This is a genomic window from Tetragenococcus solitarius NBRC 100494, assembly GCF_001544195.1.
Classification (GTDB): domain Bacteria; phylum Bacillota; class Bacilli; order Lactobacillales; family Enterococcaceae; genus Tetragenococcus; species Tetragenococcus solitarius.
Map to the genome: position 1 here is coordinate 14,858 of NZ_BCPY01000004.1, position 18,847 is coordinate 33,704.

At 35.8% G+C, this 18,847-nt stretch carries 16 protein-coding genes, 1 pseudogene and 1 other annotated feature; of the genes and pseudogenes, 7 read left to right on the plus strand and 10 right to left on the minus strand.

Translation table 11 applies throughout. The features are described from left to right. Positions 1 to 146 precede the first annotated feature (146 nt). The 4 genes from TS1_RS02210 to hisS all read right to left on the minus strand — a co-directional run bounded on the left by TS1_RS02210 (position 147) and on the right by hisS (position 6,219). Positions 147 to 2,036 (minus strand): acyltransferase family protein, encoded by a 1,890-nt coding sequence (locus TS1_RS02210; protein ID WP_068707380.1) that lies wholly within the window; start codon positions 2,034 to 2,036, stop codon positions 147 to 149. A 141-nt stretch (positions 2,037 to 2,177) separates the two neighbouring features. Then, entirely contained in the window at positions 2,178 to 3,053 is an 876-nt protein-coding gene (locus TS1_RS02215; RefSeq protein WP_068707382.1) for a YitT family protein, read from the minus strand. Between the two features lie 100 nt (positions 3,054 to 3,153). Next, complete coding sequence (aspS, locus tag TS1_RS02220) at positions 3,154 to 4,923, minus strand: aspartate--tRNA ligase (RefSeq protein WP_068707384.1); 1,770 nt, start codon at positions 4,921 to 4,923, stop codon at positions 3,154 to 3,156. Positions 4,924 to 4,935: 12 nt separating this feature from the next. Next, positions 4,936 to 6,219 (minus strand): histidine--tRNA ligase, encoded by a 1,284-nt coding sequence (gene hisS, locus TS1_RS02225; protein WP_068707386.1) that lies wholly within the window; start codon positions 6,217 to 6,219, stop codon positions 4,936 to 4,938. 401 nt (positions 6,220 to 6,620) lie between these two features. Between hisS and TS1_RS02230 the strand changes: the two genes are divergently transcribed. The 3 genes from TS1_RS02230 to TS1_RS02235 all read left to right on the plus strand — a co-directional run bounded on the left by TS1_RS02230 (position 6,621) and on the right by TS1_RS02235 (position 8,528). Further along, the gene (locus TS1_RS02230) at positions 6,621 to 7,052 is read left to right on the plus strand and encodes an acyl-CoA thioesterase (RefSeq protein ID WP_068707388.1); all 432 of its coding nucleotides are present in this window, start codon (positions 6,621 to 6,623) and stop codon (positions 7,050 to 7,052) included. Between the two features lie 141 nt (positions 7,053 to 7,193). Beyond that, positions 7,194 to 7,361 (plus strand): hypothetical protein, encoded by a 168-nt coding sequence (locus tag TS1_RS12575; RefSeq protein WP_169792354.1) that lies wholly within the window; start codon positions 7,194 to 7,196, stop codon positions 7,359 to 7,361. Between the two features lie 111 nt (positions 7,362 to 7,472). Continuing rightward, positions 7,473 to 8,528: an FUSC family protein gene (locus TS1_RS02235; RefSeq protein ID WP_068707390.1), complete on the plus strand. Its 1,056-nt coding sequence runs from the start codon at positions 7,473 to 7,475 to the stop codon at positions 8,526 to 8,528. Between the two features lie 346 nt (positions 8,529 to 8,874). Here the strand turns inward: TS1_RS02235 and rplT are convergent, their stop codons facing one another. From rplT to infC, 3 genes are all read right to left on the minus strand, one after another. Beyond that, the gene (rplT, locus tag TS1_RS02240) at positions 8,875 to 9,234 is read right to left on the minus strand and encodes a 50S ribosomal protein L20 (RefSeq protein ID WP_068707392.1); all 360 of its coding nucleotides are present in this window, start codon (positions 9,232 to 9,234) and stop codon (positions 8,875 to 8,877) included. Between the two features lie 60 nt (positions 9,235 to 9,294). Then, a complete protein-coding gene (gene rpmI, locus TS1_RS02245; protein ID WP_068707394.1) occupies positions 9,295 to 9,495 on the minus strand; it encodes a 50S ribosomal protein L35 in 201 nt (66 codons plus the stop codon). A 62-nt stretch (positions 9,496 to 9,557) separates the two neighbouring features. Continuing rightward, positions 9,558 to 10,079, minus strand: coding sequence for a translation initiation factor IF-3 (gene infC, locus TS1_RS02250; RefSeq protein ID WP_068707396.1), 522 nt, complete (start codon positions 10,077 to 10,079; stop codon positions 9,558 to 9,560). Positions 10,080 to 10,121: 42 nt separating this feature from the next. Continuing rightward, positions 10,122 to 10,261: a sequence feature (ribosomal protein L20 leader region), on the minus strand. A 253-nt stretch (positions 10,262 to 10,514) separates the two neighbouring features. Between infC and TS1_RS12765 the strand changes: the two genes are divergently transcribed. Then, positions 10,515 to 11,627: a peptide ABC transporter substrate-binding protein gene (locus TS1_RS12765; RefSeq protein ID WP_281177352.1), complete on the plus strand. Its 1,113-nt coding sequence runs from the start codon at positions 10,515 to 10,517 to the stop codon at positions 11,625 to 11,627. A 44-nt stretch (positions 11,628 to 11,671) separates the two neighbouring features. After that, positions 11,672 to 12,178: pseudogene (locus TS1_RS12770) on the plus strand (ABC transporter substrate-binding protein); the annotation flags it as partial. A gap of 51 nt (positions 12,179 to 12,229) precedes the next feature. Here TS1_RS12770 and TS1_RS02260 read toward each other — a convergent pair. Continuing rightward, complete coding sequence (locus tag TS1_RS02260; RefSeq protein ID WP_068707398.1) at positions 12,230 to 13,903, minus strand: PucR family transcriptional regulator; 1,674 nt, start codon at positions 13,901 to 13,903, stop codon at positions 12,230 to 12,232. An 87-nt stretch (positions 13,904 to 13,990) separates the two neighbouring features. Here TS1_RS02260 and TS1_RS02265 point away from each other — a divergent pair, with 87 nt between their 5' ends. Together TS1_RS02265 and TS1_RS02270 are read left to right on the plus strand one after the other, a co-directional pair. Beyond that, complete coding sequence (locus tag TS1_RS02265) at positions 13,991 to 15,241, plus strand: amidohydrolase (protein WP_068707400.1); 1,251 nt, start codon at positions 13,991 to 13,993, stop codon at positions 15,239 to 15,241. Beyond that, positions 15,238 to 16,455, plus strand: a complete 1,218-nt coding sequence (locus TS1_RS02270; protein ID WP_068707402.1) for an amidohydrolase — start codon at positions 15,238 to 15,240, stop codon at positions 16,453 to 16,455. The genes TS1_RS02265 and TS1_RS02270 overlap by 4 nt, the downstream gene beginning before the upstream one ends. Before the next feature lie 84 nt (positions 16,456 to 16,539). Here the strand turns inward: TS1_RS02270 and nox are convergent, their stop codons facing one another. Further along, positions 16,540 to 17,871: a H2O-forming NADH oxidase gene (gene nox, locus TS1_RS02275; RefSeq protein ID WP_068707404.1), complete on the minus strand. Its 1,332-nt coding sequence runs from the start codon at positions 17,869 to 17,871 to the stop codon at positions 16,540 to 16,542. A 203-nt stretch (positions 17,872 to 18,074) separates the two neighbouring features. Beyond that, entirely contained in the window at positions 18,075 to 18,722 is a 648-nt protein-coding gene (locus TS1_RS02280; RefSeq protein WP_068707406.1) for a deoxynucleoside kinase, read from the minus strand. Positions 18,723 to 18,847 lie beyond the last annotated feature (125 nt).

Below are 18,847 nucleotides of genomic sequence, written 5' to 3' on the forward strand. Positions count from 1 at the left end.
CGCAATTTTTACCTAGTTCTTTTTTACAAAAACTATTTTTTTACTAGTACAACGATAAATAGTACAAAGAAACAAACAGCAACGTTTTTTATTTCCAAAACACAAAAAACCCGCTGAAAAATCCAGCGGGTTTTAACAAATAGATTTTATTCTAATATTTTTTTAGCTAATAATGAAGTATACTCTACTCTTCCCACGTCAGTAGGATGAACTTGGTCCTCACGGAACCAATTATTATTTTGGTTACTTAAATCATACCAGTCAATCAGAGTAACACGTTTATATTTATCAGCCATCTTTTTAAATAAAGCATTATTGTCATTTTGCCAGCGTTGCGTTGGCACTCGAACATTAACTAGGTAAACTTTACGCTTACCGATAACCTTCATTAGATCATCAAATTGCGCTTCATCTGCATACCCATTGCTACCCAAGGCTAACACGACATTTTCTTTCAGATTATCTTCATCTTTTAGCTTTTGTAAAAGATCGACACTCTCATACAATTGTCGTCCTACGTCTGCATCAATAACCGCATCAGGGAAGATTTCTTGAATATTCTTAGTTGAACCTAATAGAACAGAATCACCAAAAGCTGTCACTTCTGTATTTCGTGCACGTTTTACTTGGTTTTCCGTCAAATCATATTTTTCCATCACGTGATCTGTATCATTACTATAGGTTTGTAGAATATTCTCATCAGTTGCGGTATCTTGCGTTTCTTCTGTATCTTCCGTTTTTTTATCGGCTTTTTTAGTCTTTTGTGCAGCTTGTTTATTTTCTTGAATTTCTGCTTGAAACTCTGCTTGGTTTGCATTTACGCTATTGCTAGGAGCGATGATAACACCAATTGAAGCAATTAGAACTACGATAAGGCCTGCCATTCCCACGGCTTTTTGTTTGCTAAGCAGTGGGGTAAAAAACCAATCTTTCATTTTTTCCCAAGTTTTTTTATAGTCAAATTTTCTTAGCGGTTCTTCTATAAAACGATAAGACAATTCGCTACATATCAGAATCAATGCTAATTCAATAAATACATGCAACCAAACATTGTTCGCAACGTTTACCCTAGCTTCATAAAGGATCATTACAGGAAATTGGTATAAATAAATACCGTAACTTCGTTTGCCTAAATAAGTAAAGACTGGATTGGTCAACCAACGATTCATACTTGCTCCAGGATGAGCTGTAACAGCAACCAAAACAGCTGTGATAAGGCTGACTAGATAAATCCCGCCGTAGTAGGGAAAACTAAAGCGATCGTCCATAAAGATAAACGAAATAATTAGCAAGAATAATGAAACAAGCCCTGTAGTATTTAAGATTTTTTTCGCACTGTCTGGAATTTCTTTTTTCAAACGAGTACTAGGCCAAATAAATGCAAGCGCATTGCCGATAAGTATCGAAAAAATACGTGTATCTGTACCATAATACACCCTAGTAGGATCTTCTCCTGGCGTAAAACCAACTGCCATACCAATCGCTGATAAAAGCGTCGCGATAGTTATTATATAAAAAATACGGTCTTTTCGTTTAACAAGTTTCATCAAAAGAATAAAAAGAAGTGGCCAAATCAAATAATTCTGCCCCTCTACTGCCATTGTCCATAAATGGGTAAAAGGAGACTCATTTCCAAAACGATCAAAATAAGAAAGTCCATGATCGATTTGCCACCAGTTATTCACGTACAAAAGACTACTAATAACAGCTCCGCGTAAGTTATTTAATAAATTTCGTTGAAACAACGTTATGTAAGCAGTTGAAATCACTAACACTGTGACTAAAGACGGATACAGCCTCTTTAACCGCCGGATGTAAAATTTTAAAACACCAATTTTTTCATTTTGCTGCCATTCCTGACGCAATAAATCAGTAATTAAATAACCAGAAATGACAAAAAGGATTGGCACTCCTAAATAACCACCAGGCAAACTAGCTGGCATGAGATGATAAAAAATGACTCCGATAACAGCTAGTGTACGAATACCATCGATTCCTGTGATATAACGGCTATTTTTAATTCTTCTTTTCTCCATATTTTTTGTACCTTCTTATACTCAGTCTACCATTGCACCATGTCTTATATAATCAAAAAAAGCATGTAAAAGCAATCGGTAATTTAATTCTTATAAAAATTTAAATGTGTTGTTGCCCTGCAAAAAAACAAAGAAAAATTGTCATAATTCCTCTTCATAGAAGTTCCCTAAAATTTGAACATTTTCTGCGATACTAACAAATGCTTCATTATCTGATTCATGCATAGCTTGACGTAATAGCGGCATTTCATAACGAGTAACAATTGTAAATAACACTGTTTCTTTTTCTTTGGTATAAGCACCTTGCGCCTCATTTATAATAGTAATTCCGCGACGTAAATGCCCCTGTAAGGCTTTCATAACAGTATCTGGATACTTAGTAATAATCATCACTTGCATTTTCTTTTGTTTAGTATAAACAACATCGGTTACTTTTCCACTGACAAATATCGCCAAAGCACTATATAAAGCATATTGCCAACCAAATAGTACCCCTGCTGCAAACATAATCATGCCATTAAAGATAATTGAAAGCGAGCCAACGTCTCTTCCTGTTTTCTTACGAATATAGATTGTAATGAAGTCTAAACCACCAGAAGATAACCCATTTTTAAATGCATAGCCAATCCCTGCACCAGTCAAAACTCCACCAAAAATAGCACAAATAATTGGATCAGTAGTTAAAACTTCTGTTGGGATTAATTCCATAAATAAGGAAGTAAATACGACCGTAATCCCAGTAAAAATAGTAAAACGGTGGCTAATCTTAAACCATCCCAATATGAATAAGGGCAAATTAATCAATAATAATACCCAAGCAATTGGAAAATCAATCTGTAAAAACTGTTGAAAAAGGGTAGAGATAATTTGTGCTATACCTGTGGCGCCACTAGCATAAATATTTCCTGGTTCATAGAAAAAATTTAAGGCTACAGAAGCCAGTAAGGCATAAACGATAGAAAAAGAAAATCTATTTACATAATCAGCATTAAAAAAATTTTTTAAGGAATACCACATTCGTTTTCGTCCTCTTTTTCGTTATTTGTTCCATTATAACAAAAAATTCGAATAAGGATTAAAGCAATGCATTACCAGCTTTTTCCTTATTCGAGAAATACTATTCTTCTGTATCTGTTACATCGATATTTAATTCATATAGCTGAAGCGGAGAAACGGTACTTGGAGCTTTTGTCATAGGGTCCATGGCTTTTCCATTTTTAGGAAAAGCCATCACTTCCCGAATGTTATCTTCCCCAGCGATCAGCATGACTAAACGATCTAATCCTAAAGCTATACCACCATGAGGAGGGAAGCCATAATCTAGAGCTTCTAATAAGAAATCGAACTGTTCGTTCATCTTTTCTTGGGAAAAACCAAGCGTTTTGAAAACTTGTTCTTGCAATTTCCTTGTATGAATCCGCAACGATCCCCCTCCTAGTTCATAACCATTTAACACGACATCATAGGCTTGAGCATAAACCTTTGACGGATCCGTTTGTAAATACTCAATATCTGTTTCTTTTGGCATAGTAAACGGATGGTGAGCAGAAACATAACGTCCTTCTTCTTGGTCGTATTCAAATTGTGGCCAATCAACTACCCACAAGAAATTAAATTTCTCTGGGTCAATTAAATCCAATTCTTTCGCTAGACGCGTACGAATAGCTCCCAAGGTTGCAGTAACTACTTCAAAAGAATCTGCGCCAAACATAATAAGGTCGCCAACTTCTGCATCTGTTTTGGCAATCAGCACATCTTCTACTGGGGTTAAGAACTTCGCAATAGGTCCTTTAAGCCCATCTTCTTCAACTTTTAACCAAGCCAAGCCCTTAGCGCCAAATTGGCTCGCATATTGGCCGAGATGATCCATATCTTTACGAGAATATTTATCAGCCGCTCCTTTAGCATTCAATGCTTTGACCACACCGCCACTTTGCAAAGCCATCTGAAAGACTTTAAAGTCAACATCTTTTACCACTTCTGATAGATCAATTAATTCCATAGCAAAACGCGTATCTGGCTTGTCGCTGCCAAAGCGATTCATTGCTTCATCCCATGTCATTTTAGGAAACGGTAGCGAAATATCAATATCTCGTGTTTTTTTCATGACAGAAGCTAACATTTGCTCAGTATAAGTTTGAATGTCTTCTGGCGTTAAAAACGAAGCTTCAATATCCACTTGGGTAAACTCTGGTTGTCGATCTCCTCGCAAGTCTTCATCTCTAAAGCAACGAACAATTTGATAATACCGATCAAGGCCCGCATTCATCAGTAACTGTTTGAAAATTTGCGGAGATTGCGGCAAGGCGTAGAAATGACCTGGATGTACTCGTGAAGGTACAAGGTAATCCCGTGCTCCTTCTGGTGTTGATTTTCCTAAAAAAGGAGTTTCAATATCTAAAAACTTATTTTCATCTAAAAAATGGCGAATCGCTTGTGTCACTTTGGAGCGTAAAATTAAATTATTCGTCATATTGGGGCGTCGCAGATCTAAGTAGCGGTACTTCAAACGAATTTCATCGCCTGCTTTTGTATCTTCTTCAATTGAAAATGGGGGTGTTTTAGCTGTATTTAGAATCGTAATATCACTAGCCATTACTTCATATTCCCCTGTTTTCATATTAGGGTTGATAGCTTCTGTATCCCTTTTTTTTACAACGCCGGTAACTTCTAATACATACTCGCTGCGACAAGTATCGGCAATCTTCCAAGCTTCTTGGGAGTTTTTCGGGTTAAAAACCACTTGGACAATTCCTTCTCGGTCGCGTAAGTCAATAAAGATCACGCCGCCTAAATCTCTTCTTTTTTGTACCCAGCCTTGTAAAGTAATTGTTTGTTCTAAATTTTTATTATCAACTAAGCCGCAATAAACTGTTCTATTTCCCATATTTTTTCTCCTTTAACTCATTTCCTCAAAAATTTGTGCAAAATCGCTATAAATAGCTTCCAGTGGAACACGCTTTTCTTTTCCGCTTGCCATTGCTTTGACATTAATCATACCTGCCTCTAATTCATCCTCGCCCAAAGTAAAAACAAGCCGCGCTCCTTTTTTATCAGCTGATTTGAATTGGGCTTTTGCCTTACGTCCCATAACATCTCGATCTGCGGAAAAACCAGCATCACGAATAGCCTGTGTGACTTTCAAGGCTTCGACATTTGTGTTTGCGCCGATGTTAACAACATAAGCATCCAATGAATGCAAGTCAGGTAATTCCACCGCTTCATTTTCAAGAACGAGTAATAAACGTTCAATTCCCATAGCAAAACCAAAGCCGGGAGTGTCTGGCCCTCCTAGTTCTTCCACTAACTGATCGTAGCGTCCTCCTGCACAAAGCGTAGACTGAGCGCCTAATTGTGGGTTATCGCTCATAATTTCAAAAATAGTATGTGTATAATAATCTAAACCACGCACCATCGTTGGTTCAATTTCATAAGAAATTTCTAGGGCATCTAGCATAGTAGTGACTTGAGTAAAATGTTGGAAAGCTTCTGGGCTTAAATAATCTAGAATAGAAGGCGCATCAGCTACCAATTTTTGATCCGCTTTATCTTTGCTGTCTAAGATGCGCAATGGATTTTCTTGCAAACGCCTTTTAGAATCTTCACTTAATTGGCTCTCATAAGCAAAAAAATAATCAACCAACGCCTGCCGATAGTTTTTTCTTGTTTTCTGGTCTCCTAAGGTATTGATCACTAAATGAAATTGCTTAATTCCTAACTGTTTAAAAAACTCCAAAGCCATAATCATCGTTTCAACATCTGTTGCCGGATTGTTTGAACCAAAGGCCTCTACACCGATTTGATGAAATTGACGTAAGCGCCCTTTTTGTGGACGCTCATAACGAAACATAGGGCCAATATAAAACACTTTATAAGGATTTGTATGCTCTGGTCCAAATAGTTTATGTTCAACATATGAACGTACAATAGGTGCTGTTCCTTCGGGACGTAGTGTGATATGACGGTTCCCTTTATCATAAAAATCATACATTTCTTTAGAAACAATATCTGTGGTATCCCCCACACTTCTTGAAATTACTTCATAATGTTCAAACAAGGGAGTACGAATTTCTTGATATTGATAACGACTAAATAATGTGCGTGCTGTTTCTTCAATAAATTGCCATTTCTCCGATTCGCCAGGCAAAATGTCATTTGTACCCTTTGGGCGTTGATAACTCATGGTTTTTCCTCCTAAAATTCCTCTTTATCTCAAAAAACAAATAAAAAAACACCCTTGTTTTTACAAGGGCGAATCAATCGCGGTACCACCTAATTTTGAAAGCTGTGCTTTCCTTTAACGAATAACGCACGTTTAAGCGGAACGGCTTTTGGCTCGCTCGCCTCTGGAATGTCTTTACATGCAGCAGTTACTTAAACTATTTTCAGCCAGGATAGTTTTTCTCTAAAAAGTTTTTGCCAAATGTCTGTTCCTTCTCAGGCTTTATTGTATTAGCTTTAAATTACAAGAAAATCCTTGAAAAGTCAAGCTTTTTAGCAATTTTATTACTGAAAACTTTCCCTTTTGTTTTCTTGTAAAACGATAAGAAAAATTTTAAACTAAAATAAGAAAGAGGTGGGAAAATGTATTCTGGTTATTACCGCAAACCCCATTATTATGAAACAGATCAGATGGGAATTGTTCATCATTCAAATTATATCCGCTGGTTCGAAGAAGCACGTGTGGACTTATTGGATTATTTAGAGCTCTCTTATCAAGAGATGGAAAAAGCAGGACTTATCGTTCCCGTTTTGGAAGTAAGTTGTCAATATAAAGGGATGGTTTACTACGGCGACATAGTGCGAATCGATACTTTCGTCGCAAAATATAATGGCAGCCGTTTAGATTTTTCTTACAAAGTCATCAACGAAAAGGATCAATTGGTAACAACTGGGACTAGTAAACACTGTTTTTTGGAGCAACAGAGCCATGATTTTATACAGCTAAAAAAAAGTTATCCTAAGTTTCATCAAATTTTTGCCAATTACCTGGACCATAGTTCCACTAATCCTTAGTTTTTCGTTTAATAAATCAATTCAAAAAAATTGCTCTATCAGGCGAAAAGTTAGTATTTTTATAAAATGTGAGCGTTTTTATTGCTTTTTCTCTCCTCGTTCGTATAATCAAAATTAAGCTAAAATAGAGGAGGGAATTTTATGTACGTTGTAAAAGTCTTTCATGGTTATATCACCAAGGATGGTCGTCGCACAAGAGACAAAACACCTACCAAATTATTAGTATTTTATAACAAAGAAGAATCAGAAAACTTTGCTAATAAAATTGGTGGCCGCGTAAAAAAATTAGAAGAAATTACTAAGACTTGAGCTTTTCTCTTATAGAAAAAACTCAAGTCTTTTTCTTATAATAATCATTTTTGTTCATAATAATCATAAAATTGCAAAAATTATGTTATTCTTATAGTAGGTGGTTTTATAATGAAAAGAAAATTTTTTAAAGATCTCTTACATTTACATAAACCGACATTTAATACTGTCCAGCTTTTAGGAACGATTTTTTGTATGACACTGATCCTATTTGTTGGCTATTTCTTACACAATATGTCGATCGCAAGTTTTGGTTTTTTAGGGGTATTTATTCTCATGTATTATGAAAATATTCCCTTAAAAAATTTGTTGCTTCGCTTTATTTTTGTGACACTTTTTATTTTAACTAGCTTTTTAATGGGAGCTTTGACCTCACTAGCTAGTTGGACTGCCCCAATTGCTGTGGGCTTGGTCGCTTTTTCCGGTCGTGTCTTTTTTCGGCTTTATGACATCAAAAAGCCCGGTGTCTTTTTCGGCGTTTTGGTCTCCTCAATGGCTACCAATATAAATGTGTCTGTCCAACAAGTACCTATGCTGGCTAGTTACTATTTATTAGGAGCCATGGTCGCTATTATTATGGCGATTATTATTCACTTTACAGAAAAAGAGTCTCCTATGGTGATAAAAGAAGGAAAGTTATATCAACGTATTCACGAAGATCCTAATGTCTTTATCGATGGCATTTTTTATGGGACAACCTTATTTTTCGCTGTCTATTTAAGCTATGGTTTACAATTGCAAAATCCTTATTGGATGGTGGTTTCTTGTGCCGCTATTTTACAAGGAGACAATCTACGAGCAGTGATGCAGCGTAATGTCCAACGTATCTTCGGAACAATTATTGGTATCGGAATTGCCGCTTTATTACTTAATACATCTTTAACGACTCTGCAAACAATTTTCCTAATCGTCATCCTTTTTACAACCTCGCAAATTGCTATGCGCAGTAACTACGCTTTATCTGCTTTTTTTACCACGCCTATGGCCTTATTATTATCTAGTCTAACCAAAGAGTTGAATGTACCTACTTTATTGCAATATCGTTTCGTTGGAATTGCATTAGGCTCATTACTTGGTGCTTTTTCTGCTTGGTTAATTACAACTGGGCTCAAGTTCTATAATAAATCTTTTGATTTACACGAAAACTTTGATAAAGAACCCGATTAATAAAACTTAATGATTATTCTTTACTTAAACTTCAGCAAGACAAAAAGATCATTTATGATTTTTGGTTTATTTATAATACAACAACATTCTTTTTAAGTTTTTCGATTTTTTTCTAATTCACTTCCTAAATTTTATGACAAGCCGCGGTAATAAAACATAAGAATTGTTTTGCTATCACTATTAGGAACATAAATAAGGTGGGGCCCACAGGAGACCTAAGGAATTACCGAGGTACTCCCTAGTAAAATTTGATACAAAAAAAGCTTACTTTATTGGAACATTTTTAAATGTTAGTAACTAAACTAACTACTAAAAAATGTGTCACAATCTAGTAAGCTTTTATGTTTTATTTTTCTAAGGCAGATTTTGCTTGTTCAGTTAATGCAGTAAAACCATCTGCGTCATTAACCGCGATGTCTGCTAACATTTTACGATTTACATCGATACCAGCTACTTTCAAGCCATGCATTAATTTTGAATAGCTGATATTATTCATACGAGCTGCTGCATTAATACGTGCAATCCATAATTTACGAAAATCGCGTTTTTTCTGACGACGATCACGATATGCATAATTATATGAATTCATCACTTGTTCTTTTGCTGTTTTAAATAAAGTATGCTTAGCTCCATAATAACCTTTTGCTAATTTAAGCGTCCTTTTACGACGTTTACGAGTTACTGTTCCACCTTTAACACGTGCCATGCTTGATTCCTCCTAATTGTTCTTTCATTTGAATGGGTTATGCAACACTTGCACAAAACCTTATTTCATTTTCGTTAATTGTTGGTTAATACGTTTCATATCGCTAGCTGAAACCATTGCCGGTTTGCGCAATTGGCGGCGTTGTTTTTTAGTTTTACCGTGGAATCGGTGACTTGTAAACGCACGATATCTTTTTAATCCGCCATTACCAGTGCGTTTTACACGCTTTGCTAATCCGCGGTGTGTTTTTTGTTTTGGCATAACTAATTTCCTCCTCAAAATCTATCTAATTTGACTATTGGCTCATTATTCAGCAAGTCAATTTACTTGTCATTTTTAGGTGCAAGCATCAAAAACATGCTGCGTCCATCCATCTTCGCTTTTTGTTCAATTGTTGCAACATCTTCTGTTTCTTGAGCGAAACGATTCAAGACTTCTTGACCAAGTTCTTTATGGGTAATGGCACGTCCCTTAAAACGGATAGAAGCTTTTACTTTATCCCCTTTTTGAAGGAACTTACGCGCATTACGTAGCTTCGTATTAAAGTCATTTTCATCGATCGCTGGGCTTAAGCGGACCTCTTTTACGTTGATCACTTTTTGTTTTTTACGAGCTTCACGTTCTTTTTTCTGTTGTTCGAAACGATATTTCCCGTAATCCATAATTCGTGCAACTGGTGGTTTAGCCTTTGGAGCCACTAGAACTACATCTAAGTTTGCTTGTTCGGCTATCTTCATCGCTTCTGCTTTCGTTTTGACACCAAGCTGATCTCCGTTTTGATCGATCAATCGCAACTCACGTGCACGAATGCCGTCGTTAACCATCATATCCTTTGCTATGGTCATTCACCTCCAAGTTTTGTAAGAGAAAGAAAGGTTTATCGAATTTTCACCATAAAAAAACGAGTTCTTCTATAAGAACCCGCACGTACTTTACACTAAGGTATAATAACACTTAGCGAAAAATCCTATTCTGCCCAGTCACTTTTTGTCACTAAGGCGAGAAGCGGGTGCTTCTACTTCCATTTCTCAACTTTTTCAGTTTATCATAAACGATATCCTCCGTCAAATATTTTCCTTACGATTTACTTAAATATCTACTATTTCAAATTTTTCAGAAAATTCGAAAGGGCTTTGTATAAAATGACTAAATAAAAAGACTGCTTATTGTAGCTTTTAACGATTTCTTCTCTTAGCAAATGTGGTAAATTGGTAAATACAAACATTTTAAATTGTCTGACAATTCAGACGAATTATTTGTACATAAAGGGGGAAGAAAAAGTGAAAACGAAAAAGTTATTTATGTTAGGAGCGTTTTCTGCTTTATTTTTTTTAACAGCTTGTCAAAGTCAAAATGCAAGTCAAAAGACAGAAGAAAACAACACTAGCCAAAAACTCGAATTAAGTTCTTCTGCAGCTATTTCAACAATGGAACCTAGTCAGGCAGGTGATACAACATCGACTTTAGCCATGAGTCAAGTCTTTGAGGGGCTTTACGTTTTAGGACCTGATGATGAACTAGAGTTAGGAGTAGCTGCAAAAGAACCAGAAATCAGTAAAGATAAAACAGTGTACACATTTACTCTAAGAGACGATGCCAAATGGTCAGACGGCACCCCTGTCACAGCAGACGATTTTGTCTTTGCTTTTCAAAAAATTATTGATCCAAAATATGCCACACCTAATGCCGATGTACTCTTTGACGTTGTCAAAAATGCCCGGCAAATTAACTTAGAAGATGGCGACATTGATACTTTAGGAGTTAAAGCCATTGATGATAAAACGCTGGAATTCACTTTAGAACGTCCTGTACCTTACTTTAAATCGTTACTTGCTTATCCTGTATTATATCCACAAAACAAAGAATATGTGGAAGAACAAGGGAAAAAATACGCAACTGATTCTGACCACTTAATTTATAATGGTCCTTTTAAGTTAACCGACTGGAGTTCTTCTAGTGATAATTGGGGATATGAAAAAAATGATACTTACTGGGATAAGGATAAAGTAAAATTAGAAAAAGCAGGGATGACTGTTGTGAAAACGCCTTCCACTGCGCTTAATCTATATACTACCGGTGATTTGGACGTTATTGATAAACTAAGCAGCGAATATATTCCTTCTTATAAAGATGATCCAGCATTTAAGTCTGTTGAACAATTTACCACCTTCTTTTTGAAGATGAACGGCGAACGTGACGGGAAAAAGAACGCATTAGATAATGTAAATATCCGTAAAGGGATTGCTCAAGCCTTTAATAAAGAAGACTTTGTTAAAAAAGTATTACAAGATGAGTCCAATCCTACAGATCATTTAATACCAAAAGGACAAACTCAATCGCCTGACGGTAAAAAAGATTTTACAGAGGTCGCCGATCAAAAAATGATTATCTAAGCTATGATCCTAAAAAAGCTAAAGAAGCCTGGGAGAAAGGAAAAGAAGAACTGGGTGTTGAGAAAGTACAGCTTGACTTTTTAACTGACGATACAGAAGAAGCCAAGAAAAATGCTGAGTTCTTCCAATATGAATTACAAGATAATCTACCTGGCTTAGAAATTAATGTTGAACAAGTGCCTTTTACTGTTCGTGTTGACCGTGACCAAAACAAGGATTATGAATTAGAATTGGCTGGTTGGGGAACGGATTATCGCGATCCACTAACTGTAATGAGAATCTTTATGTCTAGCAGCGACTTAGGAGGCGTCACTTATAGCAACGATGAATATGATAAGTTAATTCAAGCTACAAGAACAAGCCATGCCGCTGACGTACAAGCACGTTTTGATGACTTCATCAAAGCCCAAGATATTTTAATTAATCAAGATGCGATTATTGCCCCAATTTACAATCGAAGTTTATCTACTTTAGTGAATCCAAATGTCAAAGATCTATACTGGCATGCATATGGACCAAGTTACAGCTTAAAATGGGCCTACAAAGAATAGATATGCTACAAAAAAAGAGGGTTATAAATGAACCCTCTTTTTCGTAGCGATTTACGTTAACTCGTTTTCCCGGTAGAACTTTAAAGCTAATTGCAAAGACAAAGCAATATTTGCTTCAGTAATATCCACTCCCAAAATCGCTTCAATCCGTTCGATACGATAAATCAAAGTATTTCGATGGATATAAAGTGTTCTTGCAGTAGCCGCAATATTTTGATGGTTTTCCAAATAACTAGATAAGGTTTGAAGCAAATTTAGATGGTTCTTTTGATCATAAGCAATCAATTTGTATAAGTAATGAGCAGAAAACTCAGCTGCAGCTTGAGTAGAAATTTGTTCTGATAAAAATGTGTCTAAATAAAATTCATTTAAAAAGTGAATCCCCATTTGCTTTGCAGCTACAGTATTTAACATATTTGTCGCTTCAGAATAGCTTTTAGCAACCGACAGCACCGGTTGACTAGAGCCTACCACAATGGAAAAGTGCAAAGCTTGATTGATTTGTTGTTCTAAATATTTTAACAACCGGCTTAATACTTTATTTTGTTCTTTTCGGATCGTTTTCTTCTTTGTTTCTTTGGCGTTACCTAGTAAACCAACAAATTGGTTCCCTTGTTTAAATACATTTGAATCCAAAAAATTATTCTGGATATAGCGATGTAAAGCCGACAGTAATATCTGCATACTCTGTTCCTCATATTTACGTTGCTCAAAAAGTGTCTTGTCCATCATTTTAGGAAAATATACAGAGATAATATACACAGAGTAATCCAATTCTACATTAATATCTATGTTAAAAGATCTTAGCGTCTCAACATTGGTTATTTTTCCCGCAAACAAACGAGCAAAAAAGTCGCGATAAACTTGATTATTGACCCGTTCTTTTTCAGTTTGATGGGCTACTTCTAGAGCAATCGACATAGTACAGCTCTCTAAAGCAATGTAATCTGTATTTACTAGTGAACGATTTTTTAAATAAACAACAATATAGCCATAGTTAATCTGATTAAAAAAAACTGGCATAATACAACATAAAACTTCTTGGCCGTTTTTATATAACTTACGGTAAAATGGATGTTGTATTTGTTCTACGTTTTTTGGTAAATTTTGTAAGTCTTGTCTAGGAAAATGATACTCTTTTCCTTGTTTTATTAAGGTGGAACGTAAGCTATTTTCAAAACCAGCTAAAGAGACAACTTCCCAATTCGATGTGGTTACAAGCACAGGATTTTCTACGATAGTTTTAAGTTTTTTAGCAATATAGTCGATCCCACCGTTATTTAAAGAAGATTCAAAAAATTGTGAATAAATATCTAAAGTAAATTGTTGTTCACTTGCCAAATCAGAGGATAGCTGATTCATGACTGTTTTTAAAATTTTAGAAAAAGCAACTCCATAAGGAATCTCAATCAAAGGGATGGCTAATTGTCGACTAAGGTTGATAAGTTCACTAGGAATTTCTGTAAAAAACTGTCCCGTTTTAATACACACTGCAGCAATATTTAATTCTTGAAAATGCTGAAAATACCGCTCTTGCTGGGCGTAGTTTTCATAGAAAAAGTAACCTGATGTAATAATCAGTTCTCCTGCTGTCAGCCAATCATCTGCTTTAGGATTATCCAAAATATTTGCACCAGTGATAATGCGATCTAAGCCTACATCATCGCCGGTCAATGTTTTAAAGTTATGTGCCATTGGTAATTTTAAAAATTCAGCAACATTCATGGCAAACACTTCTTTCTTTAATAATTTGTATCAGTATATATGATTTAAAAGATAGAAACAACTAGCTAATTTTTAAGGAGTGACAAAATGAAACAATTAATTCAAAATGTTCGTCTAGAAACAAACTATCATATAGAAAATGAAATAGTAACCAAAACCAACACCAAAATTACAGATATATTAATAGAAGATGGAACTTTTGCTAAAATCGGTCCTCATTTACAAGAGGCAGCAGACATCGTAATAGATGCCAAAAAACAATTACTACTGCCTAGTTTGCGCGAAATGCATATTCATATTGATAAAACTTATTTTGGCAACGGTTGGCAGGCACCTATTCCAGCAGAAAATGGAATCTACACTCGTTTAGAAGAAGAAAAGACATTGTTACCAGAACAACTAGATGTCGCTGAAGAGCGCGCTCATGCGATGGTACAACATTACATTGCTCACGGTCATACTCATATTCGCACTCATGTGAATGTAGATCCGCAAATTAAAACCAAGCATGTACAACTAGCCAAACGTGTTTTACAAGATTATAAAGACCAAATTACCTATGAGATTGTTGCATTTCCTCAACACGGTTTACTGCGTAACGGCTCCGAATTTTTAACCATCTTAGAGGATGCTTTAAAATTAGGCGTTACTCATATTGGCGGAGTAGATCCCGCTTCTTTAGACCGCAATATTGGCGAAGTTTTAAAAACGACTTTTGCTTTAGCCAAAAAATACAATGTTGGCATCGATATGCATCTACACGATCGTGATACATTAGGAGCTTTTGAAATCCATCGCATCTTAGATTTTATTGAGCAAAAGAACTTCTCGCAGCCAGTTACTCTTATCCATGCCTTTGCTTTAGCAGGCATTAGTGACAATGAATTAGATGAATTAATGCAGCGGATGGCCAAAAATAAGGTAGACGTCACCACCACAGTGGTCATTAGTGATGAAAATCTTACCCTTCCAGTTAAAAAATTATACGATAACGGTGTCGCTGTTTCTTTTGGTCATGACAGTTTAACTGACCACTGGTCGCCTTTGGGTACAGGAGACACGATTCAAAAATTAAATTTATTTATTGAACGTTGCGGTTATATCGATGAATTTCAAATTAGCCAATCTTTAAAATATGCGACTGGAGGCATTACACCTTTAGATGAACATGGACAACAAGTTTGGCCACAAATCGGTGATCAAGCAAACTTTATTTTAGTAGACGCTGTAAGTACTGCTCATATGATTGCTCGCCAGTGTCCCATCTCAACTGTATTTTCTGCTGGCAAAATTATCTATCAAACAGACATTGCGTTGAAAGGAGCTTACCGCGGATGAAGACTTTGAAAAATGTGCGTTTAGAAACCGGAGAATATTTTGACAAACGACAACGGCTACAGACAAAAACAGAATTATTCGATTTAAAAATCGAAGGGAAAAAAATCAAACAAATCACTCCTGCTACCAAAAACTCAGAAGAGCCAGGGGTTGATATGCAAGGGAAATTATGTTTACCCGCCTTTAAAGATATGCACAATCACTTGGACAAAACTTACCTCTCTTTGCCTTGGAAAGCCTGTATACCTAGTAAGAACTTGGCTCATCGATTAAAATTAGAAGCAGAGGAATTAACAGAATTGGCAAAAACCACCGAGCAACGAGCTTCTACAATGATTGAAAAATATTTAGATCGTGGTGTCGATCATATACGCACTCATGTTAATATTGATCCTTTCATCGGTTTAAAAAACCTTGAAGGTGTAAAAAAAGCGCTGAAAAAATATGAAAAATATTTAACAGCAGATATCATTGCTTTCCCGCAGCATGGTCTACTCACTCACCCTGAGATGCCTGGTCTACTACGTGAAGCTTTAAATTCTGGAGCCACTATGTTGGGCGCTTTAGATCCAGGAGGAATTGATCAAGACATTGAACATTCTTTACAGACCACGATGGATATTGCCAAAGAATTTCAGGTAGATGTTGATATGCATCTGCATGACCCAGGGCAATTAGGCTATTATACAATGGATAAATGGTTAGACATGATTGAAGAGCAAGACTTTAGAGGAAAAACAGCTTTTAGTCACGCTTTTGGTCTATGCGATTTGTCAAATAAAGCTTGGGAAAATATTTATCCTCGTTTGCAACAATATAACGTGCAAATCCTTACTACCATTCCAATCAGTATGAACAAAAGACTTTTACCTATCGAGGCTTTGCAAAGGTCAGGTATTTTTGTTGGTATAGGTTGTGATGGCTTTTACGATTCTTGGAGTCCTTATGTCTCCGGAGATGTAGTGGAAAAATTGCGTAATTATTGTGATTACACTGGAAAAAGCAACGAACAAGCCTTAAGACAGAGCTTAAGTTTAATTACAAACAACCTTACTCCGCTTAACGAAAACGGGCAAAAGCAATGGCCAAAAGTCAATGATATCGCTAATTTTGTTTTTATTGATGCTGTATGTAGCGCCCAAGTTGCAGCGCGCATCCCCAAAAAACGAATACTCATGCATGAAGGCAATTTCTATTCTTCTAAATCTAAATAACCACTAACAATTTTTTATAATAAAAAGTTCCAAGTAAAAGAGGTCTTTTCCTCTTCTACTTGGAACTTTTAAATATATTTCCTATTATTCAGCGGCCAAAGCTGCTTTATTGATATAGTTATACGGTTGATTGAAATGCGGCAAGAAGAATGTATCAAGCATACCCAACTCATCAATGGTTACTTGACGCTCAATAGCTAATGAAAACATATGGATAGCCATTGAAATGTCTGATGTTGTCGAAGACATCTGCGCACCTACAATCCGACGAGAGTTTGCTTCATAAACAATCCGCAATTTCACATCATCATTTTCTTTCATAAACTCAGGCTTTTGTGTATCTTCAATATCTGTATACTTAACATCCAAATCAAATTTTGCAGCAGATTCAACAGAGTAGCCAGTGGATACCATATGGTGACCAAAAATTGAAATCCCATTTGAACCTTGAACTCCAGGAGATTCAATGGAGTTGCCAACAATATTTTCACCAGCAACTCTTCCTGTACGTAAAGCGTTTGATGCCAATGCAATATAGGTTGTTCCTTGTAACGCATTTGAGTAAACCGTGGCACAATCGCCAACTGCGTAAACATCTGGGTCACTTGTTTGTTGGTGACGATCTACTAGATAAGCGCCATTGGCAAATAATTCTAAATGGTCTTTAGCCAGCTGGTTATTCGGAGAAAAGCCGATCGCATTAATCACTAAATCAACCTCATATTCTCCTTTTTCAGTTATAATTTGTTCAACTTTATCTGTTCCCTTATATTCTTTGACTAATTCACCATAGTGTAGTTCGATACCATGTTCAGCTAAATTTTTGTCCATATCATCGGTAAACCAAGGATCATAATAACTTGGCAAGCAACGATCTAATGCGTCAAATAACAGCACATTTTTGCCGCGCCGTTTGGCAGCTTCTGCCATTTCTACTCCAATGTATCCTGCTCCGATAACTGCGATATTTTTAATTTCTTCATGTTCAAACATCTGATCAATATTTTGGCCTTCTTCATATTTTTTCATGAAGGTAATGTTCTTTAATTCACGACCAGGTACCTTAGGAGAAATTGGAACAGAACCTGTAGCTAAAACAAGTTTGTCATAACTTTCCTCTACTTTTTCTCCTTGTTGCGTTACAGCATGAACGACTTTTCCTTCAAAATCAATGTTTTCAACCGTCGTTTTAGTGCGAACTTTAGCACCCTTAGCTTCAAAATCCTCACGATTTGTATAAAACAAACCATCCACGCTTTCAATTTGACGACCTACCCATAAAGCGGTCCCACAACTTAGGTAGCTAAAATTTTCATTACGTTCAATCATCACGACTTCTTGTCCTGAATGATCTAAGATGGCATTGGCTGCTGCTAGACCTGCATGGTTCGTTCCAATAATTACTGTTTTTGTCATCTGTTTTTCCTCCCTTAATTTACATATATAATATATCAAGATTGTGAAGATAAGAACTATCAAAAATTTTTGCACAACCAAAAGAATTGCAAACAACTTCACATGATAAACTACATAAAAGGAATTTATTGGAAAGAAAAATATAATTAAAAAACACTTTGTGAAAAAAAGTCCAATTATAGCACTTCTTTCACAAAGCATTTTTATCCCTCACGAATTTCTGCTAATTTTTTATCCACCATTGCCAATACTTGATAAGCAGCTTGTGGGTTTTCCACAAAATTTAGCTGATCTCCATCAATTTGGATTTTAGGACTATGATGATAATTTTCAAACCAGGAATCATAACGCCGGTTTAATTCTTTATAATAATTATATAGCGTAGGATCAAATTCTAACTGTTCGTAAGGGCGACCGCGTTTTTCTATACGTTCTAGCATGGTGGCAAAAGAAACTTTGATATGAACCAACAAATCCGGATGTTTTTTATATGCTGCATAAGGCAATTCTTCCATCATATTGTGCAATAATTCATCATAGACACTCACTTCAATATCGTTGGCTCTGCCCAAATCAGCATTTAAATGAAACAAGAGAGAGTCTTCATAAATCGAACGATCTAATACGTTATTGTCCTCTTGCATTGCTTTTTTGATGTTAGCAAAACGTTTATTTAAAAAATAAATTTGTAACAAAAAAGCATATTGTTCAGGGTCTTGATAAAATAAAGGCAATACTTCATTTTCTTCTACCGACTCATAAAAAGCTTGGCTACCTAGATGATTAGCTAATAATGCTGTTAAACTAGATTTGCCTGCGCCGATTGTACCTGCTAATACGATCACACTCATAACATCCCTTCTGTTTCACTAAATCTTGTGTTTTTAACCTAACTTAAATACTCTAACCCACTATATATAGTAACGTCAAGCGTAATTTTTTATTTATATCATACAAAAAAACCTTAAGATTTAAC